This window comes from Tepidiforma flava (genome assembly GCF_027594505.1).
GTDB classification, from domain to species: Bacteria; Chloroflexota; Dehalococcoidia; order Tepidiformales; family Tepidiformaceae; genus Tepidiforma; species Tepidiforma flava.
Genome location: NZ_CP115149.1, coordinates 1,377,328 through 1,392,052 on the forward strand (window position 1 = coordinate 1,377,328; position 14,725 = coordinate 1,392,052).

Sequence of the window (14,725 nt, forward strand, 5' to 3'; positions counted from 1 at the left end):
CGCTGCTGTCTCCGCGCCCTGCGGCGCGTGCCGCGATCCTCTACCATCCGCCCATGCCGCCACAAGCCGCCCCGCCGATCGACTGGGACGCCTTCGCCGATGAAGCGATCGACCTCCTCTGCCGCTTCATCCGCATCGACACCTCGAACCCGCCCGGCAACGAATACCTCGCCTGCGCCTTCCTCGGCGGCCTCCTCCAGGCCGAAGGCATCCCCTTCGACACCTACGACGCCGGCGGCGGCCGCGTCTCCCTCCGCGCCGTCCTCCCCGGCGACGGCTCGAAGCGGCCCTTCATGCTCCTCAACCACACCGACGTCGTCCCAGTCGAGCGCGAATTCTGGGATGTCGACCCCTTCGCCGGCATCGTCCGCGACGGCTACATCTGGGGCCGCGGCGCCCTCGATATGAAGGGCCTCGGCATCGCCCAGCTCATGACCTTCCTCACGCTCCGCCGCCTCGGCATCCCGCTCGCCCGCGACGTCGTCTTCTTCGCCCAGGCCGATGAGGAGGCCGGCAGCGAATACGGCATGCGCTTCATCCTCCGCGAACACCCGGAAACCATGGACGCCGAGTACATCATCAACGAAGGCGGCGGCGGCACCACCGAACTGTTCGGCGTCGAACGGCCCGTCTACTCCATCGCCGTCGCCGAAAAAGGCCCCCTCTGGCTCCGCCTCGTCGCCGAAGGCATGCCCGGCCACGGCTCCGTCCCCCACGACGACAACGCGCTCGACCGGCTCGTCCGCGCGCTCTGGCGCATCCAGCAGTGGGAGCGGCCGCTCACCGTCGCGCCCGTCCTCGAAGAGTACTTCCGCCGCCTCGCCCGCGCCGGCATCTACCGCGGCGACCCCACCCCCGAGGGCCTCGCCGCCCGCGCCGCCGAGGACCCGCGCATCCGCGCCATGCTCACCAACACCATCAGCACCACCACCGCGCGCGCCGGCATCAAGCACAACGTCATCCCCGCCCGCGCCGAGGCGACCCTCGATATCCGCCTCCTCCCCGGCGTCGACCCTGCCGAGTTCCAGGCCGAACTCGAGCGCGTCATCGACGACCCCCGCGTCCGGGTCGAACCCGTCCACGTCCGCGCCTCCGATACCAGCCCCTTCGACACCGAACTCTTCCGCTGCATCGAAGAGGTCATCCGCGACTTCACCGAAGACGCCGTCGTGGTCCCCGGCATGACCCTCGGCTTCACCGACAGCGCCGAGACCCGCAACCGCGGCATCATCTCCTACGGCTTCTCCGGCGGCCTCACCACGCCCGAGGTCGCCCGCGGCGTCCACGGCCACAACGAGCGCGTCAGCATCGAAGCGTTCACCCTCAACTGCCGGATGCTCTGGGAAGTCACGCTCCGGATGTGCGCCCGCGGCCCCGGGGCGTGAGCCCGCCGCTCCCGCCCGCCCGGCCGATGTCCTACGATGCCGCCATGTCCACCGCACCCCGCGCTGCCGCCTACCCCGGGGGCCTCGCCGAGCTCGATTTCGTCGAGGCCTACGCCCGCTCCGCCCTGAAGAAGCCCGAAGCCGCGGCCGATGCCGCGCTCAGCCGGCTCGTCTTCGCCGAGGCCGGCGACCGCGCCATCCTCGCCGGCCTCATCGCCCAGGAGCTCGCCGAGGCCTGCCGCCGCCTCGTCGCCGTCTACCGCGCCCTCGCCGACCGCACCCATCCCGTCGCCCGGCGCCTGCTTGAGCCGCTGCCCGGCGCCGCCGAGTGGAAGCAGTTCGTCCAGGATGTCGCCGTCCTCTCGCCCGAGCAGGTCATCCGCCACCTCAGCATCGGCGACGACGCCCTCGAGTGGGCGCGCCTCCTCCGCGGCCGGCCGGACCTCGCCGACCTGACCGGGCTCGTCGCCGCCGCCGAGACCGGCAACCCCATGCTCCTCATCCCCGACCTCGCCCGACGCAAAGTCGCCGAGACCATCTGGTTCGCCGGCGTGAGCGCCGATGGCGAGCCGCTCGCCTCCTCCTTCGGCGCCGATGAGGCGAGCGCCACCACCCTCGCCGACCTCACCGCCGACCTCGCCGGCGTCGCCCGCGGCTTCCTCCTCTCCTACGTCGCCGGCCGCCGCACCGCCGGGAGGCCCCTCCTGAGCATGAGCGCCTGGCGCCCCGGCCCCCGCAACGCCATCACCGATATCCCCGGCATCCGCGTCGGCCACTACACCGACCGCCGCGCCGCCACCGGCTGCACCGTCATCCTCTGCCCCGGCGCCCACGCCGCCGCCGTCGACGCCCGCGGCGGCGCTCCCGGCACCCGCGAAACCGACGTCCTCGGCCTCGCCAACCTCGTCCGCACCTGCCACGCCGTCCTCTTCGCCGGCGGCAGCGCCTTCGGCCTCGCCGCCGCCGACGGCGTGATGCGCTGGTGCGCCGAGCACGACATCGGCGTTCCGACCGCGAAGCGGAAGGTGCCGATCGTCTCCGCCGCCGTTATCTACGACCTCGCCCTCGGCGACCCGCTCGCCTTCCCCGGCCCGCAGGAAGGCTACCTCGCCGCCGTCCGCGCCCGCCGCGGGGCCGTCGCCGAGGGCTCCGTCGGGGCCGGCACCGGCGCCACGGTCGCGAAGCTGCTCGGCCCCGGCGCGCCCTCAAGGGCGGCCTCGGCACCGCCAGCCTCGCCGCCCCCGGCGGCCTCATGGTCGGCGCCCTCGCCGTCGTCAACGCCGTCGGCAGCATCTGCGACCCGGCCACCGGCGAATGCCGCGCCGGCCCGCGCGGCGACGAACCCGGCGAAATCCTCTCCATCCCCGCCGCCCTCGAGCGCCGCACTGCCGCCATGGACGCCCTCCAGCCTGCCGCGGCCGCCGGCGCCGCCGCGGCCCCGGGCGACCTCGAGAACACCACGCTCCTCTGCGTCGCCACGAACGCCCGCCTCGAACCGCACGAACTCCAGCGGCTCGCCGTCCACGCCCACGACGGGTTCGCCCGCTGCGTCGTCCCCGCCCACACCCGCGGCGACGGCGACATCGCGTTCGCGCTTTCCGCCGGCGACCTTCCCGCCCGGCCGGACGACCTCCTCCTCCTCGGCGCGCTCACTGCCGCGGCCGTCGAAGCCGCCGTCCTCCGCGCCGTCGACCTCGCGCGCGGCACGAAGGCCGTCCCCTCCGCCGCCGAGTGGCGGGCCGCCGCCGCCCGCTGACGCCCGCAAGCCGCGCGCGCCCTATCCTTACCTTCGTGCCCACCGACGTCCTCCTCATCCGCCACGCCGAGACCTACGGCAACATCGAAGGCCGCTTCTGCGGCCACTCCGAGACTGACCTGACGCCGCGCGGCATCGCCCGGCGCGCGCGCTCGGCCTCCGCCTCCGCGGGCAGCAGTTCGATGCGGCGGCCGCCTCCGACCTCACCCGCGCGCTCCTCACCGCCCGCCACGCCCTCGAGCACCACCCCTCGCCGCTCGACCCCGTCCCCGACCCCGCCTCCGCGAGATGCACTACGGCGAATGGGAAGGCCTCCCCGCGAGCGACATCGCGAAGACGCAGGCCGACCTCCTGCGCGAATTCTTCACCGGCCGGCGCCAGGCCGCGCCCGGCGGCGAAACCGTCCAGCAGCTCCGCGAGCGCACCGCCGCCGCCCTCCGCGACCTCGTCGACCGCTACCAGGGCGGCCGGCTCGTCGTCGTCTCCCACGGCAACGCCATCGCAGCCCTCCTCGCCGAGCTGCTCGGCATGCCCGTCGACCGCACCTGGGCGTTCGCCGTCGCCAACACCAGCGTCACGCGGCTCACCTTCGGGCGCAGCGGCCGCGTCACCCTCGGCGCTGTCAACGACACCTCCCACCTCGAGGGGCTCGGCCTCCCCTGAGGCGCCGCCGGCCGGCTACGCCCCCGCCAGCTCCGGCAGCTCCTGCCGCGGCACCATCCCCTCCAGGATCCGCTCCAGCGCCATCGTGTGGCTGCACACCGACCACTGCGCGAAGAAGTCGCAATTGCAGTGCCACCGCCCGTCGACCAGCGACACCTCGTGGTCGCTGTTCTCCCCGTGGAACGCCACGTGCAGGTTGTCCACCTGCATCCGGTGCCGCTCCTGCGCATAGACCTTCGCCTTCTCGATCTTGCCGATGAGGCTCGACTGCATGGTTCACCCCTCCTTCGAGAAGCACAAACGGCGGCACCTTTCGGCGCCGCCGTTACGGTCGGTGGATGCCCGCGAGAACATCCATACGCCCGCACCCTACGCGTTCGCAGATCCGCCTGTCAACGAATTTTCACACTTCGCCCCGCGCAGCCGGCTTCGGCAGCGGCGCATCCCCCAGCCAGTCCTCCGCCCGCATGAAGTACGGCTCCCGCCCGTGGATCTCCGGCGGAACGATGACGCCCGCGTCCCGCGTCACGATGTTCGCCACCACCCGCAGCCCTTCCTGCTTCTTCGGGTTCCACCGGTACGTATCCACGCTCAGCACGACCGGCACGATGAGCCCCTCCGGCGCGTCGAACCAGAGGAAGAACGGGTTCGTCTCCTCGTTTGCCTTCCGCGAGGGGTCGAAATCCGGGTTTCGCTCCGCGAACCGCGACACCCCGGCGATGTACCCCTTCGCGAACCCTGAATGGAACCACATCACCTGCGCCGCGCCGTACTTCGTCGTCACCTTCTGCTTCGCGGCCTCGAACGCCTCCGCCTCGCTCGCGCACGGAAGCTTCCCTTCATCCGCCAGAGGTGCAGTTCGCGCGCGAAAGCCGTCTTCGAAAGCGGGATGCGCGCCGGCGCCCGCTCGCTGAACGGCAGCATCACCGGCACCTTCGACCCGGGCGAGGTCGGGATCTCCTCCCCATCGACTACGAGCTGCGTGCACATCCGGCTCCAGCCTACTCCGCCAGCCGCCCGTCGTCGCGGTAGCGCACCACCGCCGCCGCCGGCGCGCTGACCGCCGCTTCGCTGCCCGGCGAGGGTGCCGGCGTCCCACCCGGGACCGCCGCCCGCGCCGGGGCGCCAGCGATTCGCCCTTCCGCCGCAAGGTGCGTCCCGAGGTCGACCACCCGCTCGACCGCGAGCGCGAACTCCCGCTCCCCGGGCCGACGGTGGCGCGCCCGGCCGAATCGCCTCGCTCCCGAGGAGCGTATAGCCGAGGAAGGCCGCCGCCTCCCGTGTCGGCGGCCGCCGGAACACCTCGCCGGCGGGGCCGTGGGCCGCCGGCCGGCCGCCGATGAGCAGCACGAGCTCCTGCGCAAGCAGCAGCGCTTCGTCGCGGTCGTGGGTGACGAGGACGACCGTCGCCCGCGCCGCAGCGAGCATCCCCGGGAGGTCGGCCAGCAGCGCCGCCCGGCCGGGGCCGTCGAGCCCGCTCAGCGGCTCATCCAGCAGGACGAGCTCCGCCTCCAGCGCGAGCGCCCGCGCGAGGTTCGCCCGCTGCGCCTCGCCGCCCGAAAGCCGCAGCGCGTCCCGTTCGAGCAGGTGGCCGATGCCGCATGCCTCCGCTGCCCGCGCGATGCGCCTCGCCCGCTCGGCCGCCGGCACCCCGCGCAGGCGGAGCGCCAGATCGAGGTTCGCGCGCACCGTCCCCCGCAGGAAGACCGCGCGCTGGAAGGCGTAGGCGGCCGCCTTCCTTGCGGCCCGCTCCGCCGGCTCGCCATCGAGCAGCACCCGGCCCCGCGCCGGCCGTTCGAGCCCCGCCATGAGCCGCAGCGCCGTCGTCTTCCCCGACCCGTTCGGGCCGAGCAGCGCCGTCACGGCCGCCCGCCCGAGCGTCAGCCCCGGCACCTCCAGCACCGTCCGCCCGCCCTTGCGGACCTCGACGTCCTCGAAACGGACCTCCATCAGCCGGACCGCTGCTGCGGCGCGTCAGGATGAGGTTCACCGCGAACGCCAGCGCCAGCAGGATGATGCCGAGCGCCAGCGCCCGCTCGGTGTTCCCCCGGCTCGTCTCGGTCACGATGGCGGTCGTCAGCACGCGCGTCTGCCCCTGCAGGTTGCCGCCGACGGCCATCGATGCCCCGACTTCCGAAACGACGCCGCCGAAGCCGGCCATCACGGCCGCGAGCAGCCCCAGCCGCGCCTCGCGCGCGAGGAGCCAGAGCCGCCGCGCGCGCCCGGCGCCCAGCACCTGCAGCAGCTCCGGCAGCTCCGGCGGCAGCGCCTGCACCGCCGCCGCCGTGAAACCGATGACTAGCGGCGTCGCAATCAGGAACTGGGCGAGGATCATCGCCTCGCGCGTGTAGATCAGCTCCAGCCCGCCCAGCGGCCCGGACCGCACCAGGAGCAGCCACACGACGAGTCCCACCACCACCGGCGGCATCCCCATCCCCGTGTTCACCGCTCCCAGCACGAGCGTGCGGCCCGGGAACCGCAGGCGCGCGAGCGCGTACCCCGCCGGCACCCCCGCGAGCATCGCCAGCAGCGTCGCAGTCCCGGAGACGTAGATCGTGCGGAGCGCGATCTCCCGCACTTCGCGGTCGCCCGCGGCGACCAGCCGCAGCGCCTCGAGCACCCCGGCCCAGAGGTCGCTCACCGGCTGCCCTCCGCGGCCCCCGCGGCGGCGTCGGCGAAGAAGAGCGGTTCGCCGTACCGGTCCCGCCCAAACGCCGCGATGACCTGCTGCGCCTCGTCCGAGACGAGGAAGGCTGCCCACGCCCGCGCCTGCGCGGCCTTCACGCCCGGGTGCTTCTCCGGATTCACCACGTAGACGTGGTAGACGTTCTGGAGCGCCGCGTCGCCCGCGAACAGCACCGTCAGCTCCAGCCGGCTGCGCAGCGCGAGGTAGGTCGCGCGGTCCGTGAGCGTGTACGCCCGCCGCTGGTCGGCGATATTCAGCGTTGCGCCCATCCCCTGCCCCGTCTCCTCCCGGCGGACTGCCGCCGGGTCGAGGCCCGCCGCCCGCCAGAGCGCCAGCTCCTTCGCGTGCGTGCCCGAGTTGTCGCCCCGCGAAACGAACGTGCCGGCCGCCGCGATGCGCCGCATGGCGTCCTCGATGCTCCCCGCGCCCCGCACGCCCGCCGGGTCCGAGGGCGGCCCCACGAGCACGAAATCGTTGTGCATCACGCGCCGGCCTTCGACCAGGTCGCCAGACGCGACGAGCGGCGCCTCCGCCTCCGGCGCGTGGCTCAGGACCGCATCCGCGTCGCCCCGCTTGGCCATCTCCAGCGCCGCGCCGGAGCCGACGGCGATGACCTTCACGCGCGTGCCGGTTTCGGCCTCGAAGCGCGGCACCAGCACGTCGAGCAGGCCGCTGTCCTGCGTGCTCGTCGTCGTCGCGAGGATGAGCGAACCGCCGATCTCCCCGGGCCGGTCGGCCGGCCCCGCCGCCGCGCCGCCGCCGCAGGCCGCGGCTGCCAGCGCCCCCAGCACCACGAGCACGAGCCAGGCCCCTCGCCGCACCATGCGCCGACTCCTCGAAATGCTCGCCTGAGCATAACGCCACCGCTCCCCAGGCGCACCGGGGAGGTTGGAGGTTGGAGGTTGGAGTTTGGAGTTTGGAGTTTGGAGTTTGGAGTTTGGAGTTTGGAGTTTGGAGTTTATTCTCGCTCCCAGCTCCCAACTCCTAACTCCCAACTCCCAACTTCGTAGCCGCGGGGCTCCGTCCCCGCGGAGGGCCGGCGAGGCCCACCCGAATCGCCGAATCTACCCGTCTCCCGCCTCCCAACTCCCTCCTCCCGCCTCCCGGTTCCCTCCTCCCGCTTCTCGCCTCCCGGAACATCCGTTGGGCGCATGGCGCCCGCGGGGACGGAGCCCCGCGACTACGTCTCCCGCCTCCCGCCTCCCTCCTCCCGCCTCCCGCTTCCCGTCTCCCGCCTCCCGCTTCTCGTCTCCCGCCTCCCGCCTCCCGCTTCCCGGTTCCCGCCTCCCTCCGAACCCTCCGAAGCCGTAGTCGCGGGGCTCTGTCCCCGCGGAGGGCCGGCGAGGCCCAGCCGAATCGCCGAATTCGCCCGCCTCCCGTCTCCCTCCTCCCTCCTCCCTACTCCCTCAGCAACCCCTCGATGAACACCGCCACCCCGTCCTCGGCCGGGCCGGGGATGAAGCGCTCCGCGGCCGCCTTCGCCCCCGGCGTCCCCGTCTCCACCGCCACGGCGAGCCCGGCCGCGCGGAACATCGGCACGTCCACCTCCGAATCCCCGATCGCCACGGCTTCGGACGGGTCGATGCCGAGTGCAGCGCACAGCGCCCGCAGCCCGTGGCCCTTGTCCACGCCTTTCGCCGTCACCGTGACCATGCCGTCGCCGGTGAACGCCAGCGCGTCGAACAGCTCCACGCGGTCGGACCAGGCGCGGAGCTCCGCCAGCCGCGGGTCCTCGGCCCCCGGTTCGGCGAGCACTGCCAGCGCCCCCGTGAGGTCGGCATCGCGGAGCGAGGTCACCGGCCGCAGCCACTCCGGCGCGTTCGCCGCCCAGGGCGGGAGTTCGTTCGCCCGCCGGTAGGCGAAGCCCGGCAGCGCCACCGTTGCCGGCCACCCGGCGCGGTCGCACAGCTCTGCCGCGAACCGCGCGAACTCGGCCGGCAGCGGCCGCTGGGCCACCGGTTCGCCGCCGGGCGCGCGCACGTCGGCCCCGGCCGAGGCGATCGCCGCCGCTGCCAGCCCGATCCCTTCGAACGGGCGAACCGCCGCCTGGTACCAGCGCGCCGTCGCCGGCGCCACCACGATGCCCGCCTCGTGGGCGGCCCGGAGCGCGGCGGCCGTCCGCGGCGAAAGCCCGCCCGCTCGGTCGAGCAGCGTGCCATCGAGGTCGATGGCGATGAGCCGGTAGCGCATGCCCCTACCCGCGCGGCAGCCCGAGCCCGCGCGTCGCGATGATGCCGCGCTGGATCTCGCTCGTCCCTGCCGCAATCGTCGCGCTGACCGCCTGCAGGTAGGCCGTCGCCTGGTCGATGAGCTGATGCGGGCTGCCGTCGCGGAGCTGCCCGGCCATCCCAGGAGGTGCATCCCCGTCAGCGCGATCCGCTGGCTCATCTCGCTCCCGAACAGCTTCGAGGCCGAGGCCTCCGTGTTCGGCACCAGCCCCTTCGCCTGCATCGTCGCCACCCGGTAGGCGAGGAACGTCCCCACGTTCACCTCCACCGCCCGCTCTGCCAGCTCGTGGCGGATGCTCGGCCGCTGCCGCGTGAGCGCGGGGTGCTCCTTCGCCAGCGCCACCAGCCGCTCCACCGACCGCCGGCCGCCCGCGTACGCCTGGATGCCCGACCGTTCGAAATCGAGCGCCACCGCCATGTGGTACCAGCCCCGGTTCACCTCGCCCACCACCTGCGTCGCCGGCACCCGCACGTCTTCGAAAAACACCTCGTTGAAGCCGTGCCGGTTCGCCATATTGATGAGCGGCCGGACCGTGATGCCCGGGCTTTTCATGTTCACCATGAACATCGTGATGCCCTTGTGCTTCGGCGCATCCGGGTCCGTCCGCGCGGCCAGCCAGCCCCAGTCCGCCAGGTGGCCGCCGGAGGTCCAGATCTTCTGGCCGTTGATGATGTAGTCGTCGCCGTCCCTCACCGCGCGCGTCTGCAGGGCCGCCAGGTCCGAACCCGCGCCCGGCTCGCTGTAGAGCGTGCACCACCAGTCCTGCGCCTGCGCGATGCGGGGGATGAAGGTGCGCTTCTGTTCCTCCGTGCCGTAGAGCATCAGGCTCGGGCCGACCCACGCGATGCCCATGTTGCCGACGGGGGCCTGCGCGTAGGCCATCTCCTCGTTGTAGACGAGCTGCTTGAGGTGGGAAGCGCCGCCGCCGCCGTACTCCTTCGGCCAGGCCATCGCGAGCCAGCCGCGGGCCGCGAGCTTCCGCTGGAAGCCCATCGTGTATTCCTTTTCTTCCTCGTTCGAACGGAAGCCGCCCTCGTAGCCGCGGCGGAGGCGCTCCTCTTCCGGGGGCAGGTTCTCGCGGATGAACTGGCGGACCTCCTCGCGGAAGGCTTCGGTTTCAGGGTCATAGCGGAAACGCATCGGTGCAGGGGCCTCCGAACCTTCGTGTGCCCCGAACTATACGCCGTTTCGGCGCGGCGGCGTCAGTTCACCTGCTCCCGCCGCCGGGCCGCGAATTCCAAGCCGCGGGCCAGGTCCTGCACGCCGGGGAGCCGCCGGTCCTCCGGGGCCGAAACCCCCGGTACGCCGCCGGCACCGGCTCGCCGTCCTCCGTCGGCGCCAGCACCGCGGCGGCGACGAGGTCCCCGAGGTCCCCGGTACGAAGGTCCCGAAGCGAAATCATCGCGCAGCTCCCCGCGATGGGTGGCTGCGTTCTACCTGAGAGCGAACAAATGTGCTATGAGCCAATCAGCGGGGACGAAGTCCGGTCCTGTGACCCTCACGCGACCGAACGTCCTGCCGTTGTCCCGGACTACCTTACACACTTCGATCAATCCGGGCGGCCACGAGTCGGGGTTGACGGGGTCGAGCAGGTAGAGGATTGCGACGGGGCCCATTGCGACAAGGACGAGAACTCGCCCCGCGACGAACTCACTCCGCCACGTCGGCGGGAATCGCCGCAGCCGTTCCTCTGGCGTGTATCGGGCTCCGAAGCACGTGTAGGTCACCTGGCCCCATTCGGCGCGCTGCGCATGAAATGCCCAGAAGACCCGGTTATGGGTCTCCTTCCCGAAGTGGCGGAGATGGGGCAGGAACTCGCCGACCTGCTCCCGGCGAACGTGGACCTCGCCCGTCTGATGACTGCCCGTTTGGCCGGTCTCATTGGGCTGCAGGACGAAGTACAGGACCTCGGTCTCGCCTATCGGGTTGCTCCTCCGCGGAATGGGGTATATAAGCCCCGTATGGACGAGGAGGTCAAGCCGACCCGCCGGCGCGGCCGCCCCTGCCCCCCAGCGTTTCACCTTCATCGACCTGTTTGCGGGCATCGGGGGATGCGCATCGCTTTCGAGGAGGCGGGCGGACGGTGTGTCTTTTCCAGCGAGTGGGACCGCTGGGCCCAAACAACCTACCTCGCTAACTTCGGTGAGCTCCCCGGGGCGACATCCGGAAGATCGATGAGCGAGCGGTCCCCGACCACGATGTGCTGCTCGCCGGGTTCCCGTGTCAGCCGTTTTCGATCGCTGGAGTGTCGAAGAAGAACGCGCTCGACCGTCCCCACGGCTTTCGGGACGAAACGCAGGGCACGCTCTTTTTCGAAATAGAGAGAATCCTCCTGGCAAAGCGGCCGCGGGCTGTCGTGCTCGAGAATGTGAAGCATCTGCTCAATCACGACCGCGGCCGCACCTTTGAAGTCATTCGCAGGCACCTTCTGGCCGCAGGGTACGTGCTCAACTGGCAGCTCGTTAGCGCCCGGCCGTTCGTGCCACAGTCGCGCGTGCGGATATTCATCGTCGGGCTTCGAGGCGGCCCGAAGTTCAGATTCCCCGTTACACTCACACCGGAGGGTCGGTACCCCGTCCTCGCCGATATTCTGGAGCCGGGACCGGTGCCTGACCGGTACACCCTGTCCGAACACCTCTGGGAATACCTGCAAGCGTACGCGAAACGCCATCAGGCTCGGGGCAATGGTTTCGGTTTCGGGCTGGCTGCGCCCGACGGCATCGCCCGAACGCTGAGCGCCCGCTACTACAAGGACGGGTCGGAGATTCTCATCCCGCAGGAGGGGAAGCCGCCGAGAAGGCTGACGCCCGACGAGTGCAGGCGGCTGATGGGCTTTCCCGACTGGTTCCAGATTCCCGTATCGGACACCCAGGCCTACCGCCAGTTCGGCAACTCCGTCGTCGTTCCGGTCGTTGCGGAGATTGCCGGGCCCTCGTGCCGTATCTTGAACAGGATGGAACCGAGGTACCCGACGGTCACACCGGAGCAGAAGTCCCGCCTGAACAGCTGCCTCTTGGACTGGTTTGACCGGAACGGCCGCGACTTTCCCGGCGGCGCACCACTGACCCGTACCAGGTGCTCATGGCGGAGATGATGCTCCAGCGCACTCGCGCTGCTCAGGTCGAGCCGGTGTGGTCGGCCTTCATCTCGCGCTGGCCGACGCTCGACGAAGCGAGGCGCGCAAGTGACGCAGAACTCGCTGAGGCGCTGGCGCCTCTCGGTCTCAACTGGCGGATTCAGAACTTGATTCGGTTGATCCGATCGCTGCCCGACGTGGAGACGCCGGAGCGGCTCCGCGGAGCACAGGGAGTTGGGCACTATGTTGAATCCGCGGTCAGATGTTTCGCCTTCGGCGAGCGCGTCGCAATCGTGGACGCGAACGTCGTCCGCTTCTACAGCCGGGTGTTCGGCTTCCCCGTCACCGACTCCACGCGGCGGGACCGCGCGTTCCACGCCTTCGCAGCGTCCCTCTTGCCAGAATCCCGGTGGAAGGAGTACAACTGGGCGATCTTGGATGTTATGGCAACATCAAACACATGCGGAACTGCGCCGAGAGTGGCGTTCTTATGACACGAGCTGAGAGAACGCTTCTGCTGCAGCATCTCGAGCTTGAGATAGCTTCTGGTAAATCTGCGAATTAGAACCAGCGAGCTCGATAACTTTCTCGAACGAGAGAAGAAGCTCAGAAAGCGCGGCAACTAATGGGTCGTCAGTAAATTTCGAATATTCATCTGAGATAATCGTGCGCGAATCAGGTTCGGAACGATTCCGACGCCCAGTCGTTCGATGGTCGTTATCATAAGAATCGAACGGCCGAAGGGGCGCCAACGATGAATTTTCAGTGATTTTTGTTATCATAATCGGCGCGATTTATAGAAGACCTTGAAGACTGAGGAGTCTCTCTAGCCGTAAGAGTGAGTCGCGTACGCTTGGTAAGCACTCGCTTCTCGAGCGCTCCGATTACTTGAAGAGTTAGTTCTTTGAAGTCTGAATAAGCCTGATTCTCAATGAGTCCGAGCCGGTTAGCCTGATCGACGAGCCCTGGGTTATTTTCTGAAGTAATATGAACAGAGCCTAGAAGACGGTTGGTAGAAAACCTTTCCGATGGAGAATTTACACGCCGCAGATTGAGCTCAAGCCAATCGTGACCGGGATCGCCATAAGGAAGAACGCGAAAACCATCGCGGAATATGCTGATACCAGTTATTTCATCGAGATGGTCGGGATCGGCGATGCCGATTTTTTGAGATCAGTTTTCGTTCCTTTCCACGCAACAAGCTGCACAGAGAACGGCCCGCATTCCGGTCGGGAACGGTTGCCGCGCTTCGATGCGGAGAAAAAGAAAACAAGTTGATGTAATCCTCGCTGGAATCGCCCGTGATGAAGTTGTCCCATCTAAGCACGGCGGTGCCGTCGTCAAGAACTTCCGCGCTACATGCGAAATGACTTGGAGTTGACTCCCGAAAGCGGTCGAGATTCTCGAATTCGGGAGCCGCCGGGACAGTCAGGCGAACCGAGAAATCCGGAACTCGTGTATGCGGCGAGATGAAGCGGCGAAGCTGCGTCTGCAGGGCTTGAAGATCCGCCCGGGTCCAGGGTTGCTGGGGTGAGGAAATTGCAAGGCGGGTGCCCGTGGTGGCGCCCGTGAAGATCTTGGGTTCGTTGTGCGTCACAACCGCAATACGTGCAGCTGACAGGTCCGAGGTGGAGGCTATCCTGTCCCAGTCGATGTCGACCCGGAGTTCAGGATGGCCCTTCGCCCGCGTGACCATGATGAGGCGCCGGCCAAGGCGTGCGGCGGCAAAGCGGCCGATGCCCATGCGTCCGAGCGGGAACCTTCCCGGGGTGTTCGCTCTCTTCGGAGCACCTGGCCTTCCTTTTCGGAAAAGCCTGCGACGAGCCAGCGGTTCTGAATGTCGTCAAGGGTCATTCCTTTGCCGTCGTCATGGACGATGACGATGGCGTCTTCGGGGTCAAAGATCTTCTCGAGCTTGATTTCCGCGAGCGTTGCGTCGGCGTCGTACGAGTTCTTGACGAGTTCGAGGACAGCCACCGACAGCTCGTCGATGAGTTTTGTACCGAGGATGTTGACCAGGTTGCCGTGCGCGGTGAAGTGAAGGTCTGGCATACGTCGCTGGCGGAATAGTGGGGACTGGCGGGAAGGTCGTCAAGATGGCGGAGGCCGCCTTTTTGGGTAAAGATGCACCCACCCCTTGACACCCCGCTGCCGCCACGCCCACAATCCCGCCGCTTCCGGGCAGGCGCCCCGCAGGTGGGCATGGTGACTCGGTCGTGAGCGGCGGACCGGCTCGTGAGCGGAATCCCGCCGGAGTGCGCCCGTGGCACGCCGAACCGCCCTCCGCCGCTTCGTCCTCGCGCTCTCCTGCGCGCTCGCCCTTGCGCTCGGCGCGGTCCTCTCGTTCGCCGGCGCGCAGACCGCCACCCGCACCATCCGCATCGAAAAGTCATCGTCGATAACTTCGGCATCGCCCCGGAAAGCACCTTCACCGGCACCATCTCGAATGTCCCCGCAAACGGGCAATCCGCCGCATGGTCCGTGACCACCGCGAGTCGCACCCGCGACTTCACCGTCTCCGTCAACCTCGCCCACACCGTCTTCGAAGACCCGCTGCCCGCGTGGTCCGGCTGGACCCTCGGCGGCTACAAGTCCGTTTCCTCCACCGCGGCCTGCGGAACGTCCGGGTTTTCGACCGATACCTCCCTCAACCCGGCCATCAACTCGGTCAGCCCGGGCAACGGCAACGCCAAGATCTGCATCCGCAACACCTTCAGGGGCGGCGTCCTCATCGTCGGCGCGCAGCTCGACCCGGCCTCGCACGCTCCGCCCGGGACGCCGGCCTTCTCCGGCGCCCTCTCGCATGCAAGCACGAGCCCGCCCGGCTGGGAGGCGCCGCTGAACGGGTTCGGCCAGCCGATGGGCCTCGCCCCGGCGCGTACACCGTGGGCCCGCCCGCTCTCGGACCAGGCTGGAGCATCACCGGCTGG

12 protein-coding genes and 5 pseudogenes are annotated in these 14,725 nt (G+C 69.7%); 8 read left to right on the forward strand and 9 right to left on the reverse strand.

Annotation, left to right across the window (positions count from 1 at the left end; genetic code table 11):
- Positions 1 to 53 precede the first annotated feature (53 nt).
- From O0235_RS07825 to O0235_RS07835, 5 genes and pseudogenes are all read left to right on the forward strand, one after another.
- On the forward strand, positions 54 to 1,385 hold the full coding sequence (locus tag O0235_RS07825) for a M20/M25/M40 family metallo-hydrolase (RefSeq protein WP_270057986.1): 1,332 nt from the start codon (positions 54 to 56) through the stop codon (positions 1,383 to 1,385).
- 710 nt (positions 1,386 to 2,095) lie between these two features.
- Positions 2,096 to 2,503: pseudogene (locus O0235_RS15780) on the forward strand (P1 family peptidase); the annotation flags it as partial.
- Between the two features lie 134 nt (positions 2,504 to 2,637).
- Positions 2,638 to 3,141, forward strand: a complete 504-nt coding sequence (locus O0235_RS15785; protein WP_373324430.1) for a P1 family peptidase — start codon at positions 2,638 to 2,640, stop codon at positions 3,139 to 3,141.
- Between the two features lie 35 nt (positions 3,142 to 3,176).
- Positions 3,177 to 3,331, forward strand: a pseudogene (locus O0235_RS15790) (histidine phosphatase family protein); the annotation flags it as partial.
- 77 nt (positions 3,332 to 3,408) lie between these two features.
- A pseudogene (locus O0235_RS07835) lies at positions 3,409 to 3,804 on the forward strand (histidine phosphatase family protein); the annotation flags it as partial.
- 15 nt (positions 3,805 to 3,819) lie between these two features.
- Here O0235_RS07835 and O0235_RS07840 read toward each other — a convergent pair.
- The 7 genes and pseudogenes from O0235_RS07840 to O0235_RS07865 all read right to left on the reverse strand — a co-directional run bounded on the left by O0235_RS07840 (position 3,820) and on the right by O0235_RS07865 (position 10,746).
- Positions 3,820 to 4,077: a hypothetical protein gene (locus O0235_RS07840; protein WP_270057988.1), complete on the reverse strand. Its 258-nt coding sequence runs from the start codon at positions 4,075 to 4,077 to the stop codon at positions 3,820 to 3,822.
- 130 nt (positions 4,078 to 4,207) lie between these two features.
- Complete coding sequence (locus O0235_RS07845) at positions 4,208 to 4,588, reverse strand: hypothetical protein (RefSeq protein WP_270057989.1); 381 nt, start codon at positions 4,586 to 4,588, stop codon at positions 4,208 to 4,210.
- The gene (locus O0235_RS07850; protein WP_270057990.1) at positions 4,585 to 5,754 is read right to left on the reverse strand and encodes an ATP-binding cassette domain-containing protein; all 1,170 of its coding nucleotides are present in this window, start codon (positions 5,752 to 5,754) and stop codon (positions 4,585 to 4,587) included. Before O0235_RS07850 ends, O0235_RS07845 begins: the two co-directional genes overlap by 4 nt.
- 37 nt (positions 5,755 to 5,791) lie before the next feature.
- Positions 5,792 to 6,445 (reverse strand): annotated as a pseudogene (locus tag O0235_RS15795) (ABC transporter permease); the annotation flags it as partial.
- Positions 6,442 to 7,314 carry an ABC transporter substrate-binding protein gene (locus O0235_RS07855; RefSeq protein ID WP_270057991.1) on the reverse strand — a complete coding sequence of 291 codons (873 nt, stop codon included), beginning with the start codon at positions 7,312 to 7,314 and terminating at the stop codon, positions 6,442 to 6,444. The gene O0235_RS07855 and the pseudogene O0235_RS15795, both read right to left, overlap by 4 nt.
- A gap of 574 nt (positions 7,315 to 7,888) precedes the next feature.
- Positions 7,889 to 9,859: an HAD hydrolase family protein gene (locus O0235_RS07860; RefSeq protein ID WP_270055241.1), complete on the reverse strand. Its 1,971-nt coding sequence runs from the start codon at positions 9,857 to 9,859 to the stop codon at positions 7,889 to 7,891.
- A 293-nt stretch (positions 9,860 to 10,152) separates the two neighbouring features.
- Complete coding sequence (locus tag O0235_RS07865; protein ID WP_270055242.1) at positions 10,153 to 10,746, reverse strand: hypothetical protein; 594 nt, start codon at positions 10,744 to 10,746, stop codon at positions 10,153 to 10,155.
- Positions 10,747 to 10,770: 24 nt separating this feature from the next.
- Here O0235_RS07865 and dcm point away from each other — a divergent pair.
- Together dcm and O0235_RS07875 are read left to right on the forward strand one after the other, a co-directional pair.
- A pseudogene (dcm, locus tag O0235_RS07870) lies at positions 10,771 to 11,813 on the forward strand (DNA (cytosine-5-)-methyltransferase).
- Positions 11,801 to 12,289, forward strand: coding sequence for an endonuclease III domain-containing protein (locus O0235_RS07875; protein ID WP_270055243.1), 489 nt, complete (start codon positions 11,801 to 11,803; stop codon positions 12,287 to 12,289). The pseudogene dcm and the gene O0235_RS07875 overlap by 13 nt, the downstream one beginning before the upstream one ends.
- A 638-nt stretch (positions 12,290 to 12,927) precedes the next feature.
- Here the strand turns inward: O0235_RS07875 and O0235_RS07880 are convergent.
- Positions 12,928 to 13,539: a hypothetical protein gene (locus tag O0235_RS07880; protein ID WP_373324291.1), complete on the reverse strand. Its 612-nt coding sequence runs from the start codon at positions 13,537 to 13,539 to the stop codon at positions 12,928 to 12,930.
- Positions 13,431 to 13,847: an ATP-binding protein gene (locus O0235_RS15800; RefSeq protein WP_373324292.1), complete on the reverse strand. Its 417-nt coding sequence runs from the start codon at positions 13,845 to 13,847 to the stop codon at positions 13,431 to 13,433. Before O0235_RS15800 ends, O0235_RS07880 begins: the two co-directional genes overlap by 109 nt.
- 211 nt (positions 13,848 to 14,058) lie before the next feature.
- Here O0235_RS15800 and O0235_RS07890 point away from each other — a divergent pair, with 211 nt between their 5' ends.
- A complete protein-coding gene (locus O0235_RS07890; protein ID WP_270055245.1) occupies positions 14,059 to 14,280 on the forward strand; it encodes a hypothetical protein in 222 nt (73 codons plus the stop codon).
- The last annotated feature ends 445 nt before the right edge of the window (positions 14,281 to 14,725 follow it).